This is a genomic window from Streptococcus sp. (assembly GCF_019414905.1).
Classification (GTDB): domain Bacteria; phylum Bacillota; class Bacilli; order Lactobacillales; family Streptococcaceae; genus Streptococcus.
Genome location: NZ_DXLC01000010.1, coordinates 1 through 3,673, shown reverse-complemented (window position 1 = coordinate 3,673; position 3,673 = coordinate 1). Strand labels below are relative to the sequence as shown.

Annotated in this window: 4 protein-coding genes and 2 pseudogenes; all 6 read right to left on the bottom strand. The window is 38.1% G+C overall.

What is annotated here, in order from left to right; all coding sequences use genetic code 11:
• Positions 1-225, bottom strand: a pseudogene (locus QZ359_RS00205) (histidine kinase); the annotation flags it as partial.
• A 34-nt stretch (positions 226-259) separates the two neighbouring features.
• Positions 260-394 carry a ComC/BlpC family leader-containing pheromone/bacteriocin gene (locus QZ359_RS00200; protein WP_000425302.1) on the bottom strand — a complete coding sequence of 45 codons (135 nt, stop codon included), beginning with the start codon at positions 392-394 and terminating at the stop codon, positions 260-262.
• 152 nt (positions 395-546) lie between these two features.
• Complete coding sequence (locus QZ359_RS00195; RefSeq protein WP_203175740.1) at positions 547-1,716, bottom strand: N-acetylmuramoyl-L-alanine amidase family protein; 1,170 nt, start codon at positions 1,714-1,716, stop codon at positions 547-549.
• A 112-nt stretch (positions 1,717-1,828) separates the two neighbouring features.
• Positions 1,829-2,680: a C40 family peptidase gene (locus tag QZ359_RS00190; RefSeq protein ID WP_203175741.1), complete on the bottom strand. Its 852-nt coding sequence runs from the start codon at positions 2,678-2,680 to the stop codon at positions 1,829-1,831.
• Positions 2,681-2,850: 170 nt separating this feature from the next.
• Positions 2,851-3,084, bottom strand: a complete 234-nt coding sequence (locus tag QZ359_RS00185) for an acyl carrier protein (protein ID WP_000136446.1) — start codon at positions 3,082-3,084, stop codon at positions 2,851-2,853.
• Positions 3,085-3,089: 5 nt separating this feature from the next.
• A pseudogene (locus tag QZ359_RS00180) lies at positions 3,090-3,673 on the bottom strand (phosphate acyltransferase); the annotation flags it as partial.

Below are 3,673 nucleotides of genomic sequence, written 5' to 3'. Positions count from 1 at the left end.
CTTTTTCTTTAACACAATCCAAAATATTATATAAAAGAATAATAAATTGGCAACATGCAAGAAACTCGGAAAAACGAAGGTAGCAAATAGATGAAAAACTACCCAAAGAAATATAGAGCGTTTGTCATAAAATGCTTTAGAGAGTTGACTACCTAGATAAATCGGAGGAGCTAAAATATTGATTAAAATCAATATAAACACTAAAAATTCAAGTAATATAATCATAAATCTGTTTAGTTAACACATTTTAATCAAAATACTATCTTGGATCTGGGAGTAGATGTAGCCAATGGTAAATATCTTCAAAAATCCCTCCACCATTCACTTCCTCCAATACCTCTGGGGTTAACTCTTCAAATTGTTCTAATTCTACAAATGTATTTTTCATTTCCATGACTGACTCCTTTTCATTATTTTATAGATAACTCTATCCCCTGTTCCATCTACAAAAGGCTTTAGTTTCCTTTTAAAATACAAGAAATCTAAAGCCTCCTGAAAATGGTATATTGGTTAGAGTGTTAACAATTAGTTGTGAAGATATTATTTTTATTTAACCACAACCACTTTATAATATTCGTTTGAGTGTGGAGATTCAATTTTAATTTTTTCACCATATAAACCATCAATTTCTTTATCAAGATAATCTGAAACTCCTGATGGTAAGCGTTTCATCTTAAGAATCTCACCAGATTGATCCGCATAGGCTAGAATGTGATGGTGAGTAGTGGTTGCTCCATCATCAATCAATACAAAGTAACCTGTTTTGAGCTTACCTTTCTCATTTTCTAAATAGTATAGTTTATTGTTATTGATTGTAAAGTGGGTAGCCCCAAGACGAAGTCGTGCACCTGGATTTTCTAAATAGACATCATTGCCAACTTTTTTAATCTCTGAATAGGTTGTCATTGCTGGGATATTAATCACACGATGTCCATTTTCATCAAAGTAGTAGCGATTTGGTAAGTTTTGGAAGTTCTGTACAACTGCCTTAGGATCAATTTCTTGTCCTTCTTCTTTATTATCCACTAAAGCTAAGGTAGTATTTGCAACCTCATCTCCATATTTATTAGAAAACTTCTTGAACTCTGGTCTGATATACCAAGCATTTTTTTCAATAATAACATCGTCACCTTTAGCATTTAGCAAATATTCTTGCCCATCTCCAAGTTTGACAATATCATGAATATTGTATCCAGCATCTTTTCTATTTGCTAGATAACCATCCTTACCAATGACATAACTTTCCCCATCACTGGCTGGAACAGCTCTATCTGCGACCATAGCACCTGATTTTTCAAAGTAAGACCATTTACCATTTGGAGTCGCCCATCCTGTTGCCATAGCGCCACTGCCTTTGAGGTAATACCATGTAGATCCTTCTTTGTACCAACCTGTGCGCATAGCACCACTATCTGCTAGTGAGTACCATGTATTTCCTTCCTTGTACCAGCCTGTGCGCATAGCACCACTATCTGCTAGAGAATACCAAGTATTGCCGTCTTTGAGCCAGCCTGTCTGCATTTTACCAGTGCTGTCGAAGTGATACCATGAGCCAGCATTTTGTACCCATTTATCCTTAGCTAGACTACCATCTTGTGAAAGATTCCAGTCAGCACCATTTTTAACCCAAGTATCTGCAGCTTGTGCTTGATTGATTGACAAAAGCAGACCAGCACCTACAAGCAGACCAAGAGTGAGTAGTTTAGATTTTTTCATAGCCAATTCCTCCTTTATTGAATAGCTACAGGAGGGCTTCCCCTCTTTATTTAGCTATATTCTAATACTTTTCATAATCAAAGTCAATAATATTGTGAAAGATTAGACAATATTACCAATATCTACGAATTGTATTTTGAGTAATACCGTATTGATCCATATAAGAAACATATTGACCTGGATACGGAGCATGAACTACCTTTCCGCCACCAACATAAATACCTACATGGTCATTTGTCCCTTCACTATTATACAAAATCAAATCTCCAGCTTGTTGAGAACCATTACTTACATAACTTCCTCCTGTTGCTTGACCATAGGTTACTCTAGGAATACTAATATCAAACTTAGCATGAATAGCCATCGTAAATCCTGAGCAATCTACGCCACTATTCAAATCTGCCCCACCCCAAACATATGGGATTTTTCCTACAAATGTCTTTGCATATTCACCAAGAGCTTGCCCACGATTTTCTACCCATACACCACTTTCTCTAAAGAAATATGGTGTACCATTCACACGTTGATAACCAGTGACCATAGCACCACTAGCAGATAAGTAGTAATAATTGCCATCAGGTTGAATCCAAGTATTTTCTTTCATCCATCCTTGGTCATCAAAATAGTACCACTTGCCATCTAATTGTTCCCAATTTTTAGCATACCCACCTGAACCGTATTTAAACCACCATTTACCATTGGTTTGCATCCATGTTCCTTTAGGATCACGATATTGATTGAAAGCTTTCTTCTCTTGATTGCCCTCTGCTTGAGTTTCTTTATCTTCAAAACCAATCAATTTTACTTGATCAGCTTCTTCAGCTTTTATCTTGCCTTGATTAACTAATTGAGCAATCGCTTCTTTCTCACTTGCTGATGGGGAATCAGCATAGGCTACCGTAGTATTTGCTAGGAGAACGCCTCCTGCAAGAACTAACAAACTAGAATAAAGATATTTTTTCATCGTGAAAATCCTTTCTTTTATCTCCTTTTTGGAGATTGATTTTTCTAATTTCATTATATTCCTTATTTCTCCTCAGATTTCTCCTGTCCCTAGAAAGACTAAATCTGTTCCTAAACGGTCACTTGAACCAAAGAAAAATTCCAAAGCAAATGCCTTGGAACTTCTTATCTTTATTTTCCTTGAATGATTTTAACCACATCTCCTACACTTTGGAGTTGGTCAATTTCCTCATCACTGATTTCGATATTAAATTCATCTTCCAGTGTCAAGATAAACTCCATCAAGTCGACTGAGTCAGCATCCAAATCATCTTTCAGACTCAAGGATTCTGTCACGACAAAGTCCTCTCCCTGTCGCTCTTGGATAATGGTCACAATACGGTCAAAAATTTCTTTTTCTGTCATCTCTTTTATTCTCCTGAAAATTCACGCGCAGTCTGGGCAACTACGTCTGTTTCTAGCATGGTACGAATCTGGCGAATCGTACTATAAACAGCCTTGGCATCGCTTGAGCCATGAGTCTTGACAACTGGTGCCTTGACTCCAAACAAGACCGCTCCACCAACATCTGAGTAGTTGAGCTGTTTTTTCAAACCTCTGAGGCTATCCTTGAGAAGGAGGGCGCCTAGTTTCGCTCGGAGACCACCACCTGTAATAGCGGTCTTGAGCAAGCCCATGATTCCCATGGCTGTCCCTTCAATGGATTTGAGCACAGCGTTTCCCGTGAAACCATCTGCCACAACAACATCTGCAACGCCATTCATCAAATCACGCGCTTCCACGTTTCCGATAAAGTTTAAACTTTCATCAGCCACTAGTAATTCATAAGTTTCCTTACGAAGCGGATCACCCTTGCTACTCTCTGTTCCGTTGTTGAGCAAGCCAACACGTGGTTGCGCAATGCCACGAACATTCTTGGCATAGAAAGAACCTAGGACAGCGTATTGATGGAGGTGCTGGGCTGTATTTTCTGCATTAGCACCGAGGTCAAGCA